Consider the following 594-nt stretch of genomic DNA (forward strand, 5'->3'; position numbering starts at 1 on the left):
TACTGGTCGAGTGATTGTGCGCCGATAATGTAGTGGGGCTTAAGCATGCCACCGAAACTGTGACTACAACGCTTTTTGTGTTGTGGGGTAGGGGAGCGTCCTGCATTGTTGTAGCGGCCTGGTGATGGGTCGTGTGTGGTGTGGGAGTGAGAATGCAGGCATGAGTAGCGAGTCCAGTGTGAGAATCACTGGCGCCGATAAACTAAGGGTTCCAGGGGAAGGTTTATCCGCCCTGGGTTAGTCGGGTCCTAAGGCGAGGCCGTCAGGCGTAGTCGATGGTTGAGCAGTTGATATTCTGCTACCGGGATAGGACCGTTTTTTAGCGCTTTTTCTTTTAAGCTTGACGCCCTATTTAGGTTGCTTTTCCCTTTCGGGGGTTTAGTGATCTTTGGGGTTTTGGGTTTTTGGTTTGAGTGTTTTAGCTTCGTGGTGACACAGTGAGATTGCCTGGCGCGGTGATGGTTTACCGTGTTCAAGCCTGTAGCCTGTCTTCTAGGTCAAATCCGGGAGACATAAGGGTCAGAGGTGATGGTGGGGCCTTTTTGGGTCGATAACAGGGTTGGTCTGTGCTGTCTAGAAAAGCTGCGTTGTGAG

At 51.5% G+C, this 594-nt stretch carries 1 rRNA gene; it reads left to right on the top strand.

Annotated elements, in window-relative coordinates:
• Positions 1 to 594: ribosomal RNA gene (locus AC1EKS_RS08955) — 23S ribosomal RNA — on the top strand; the annotation flags it as partial.

The organism is Varibaculum sp. C0165D1, from assembly GCF_056590355.1.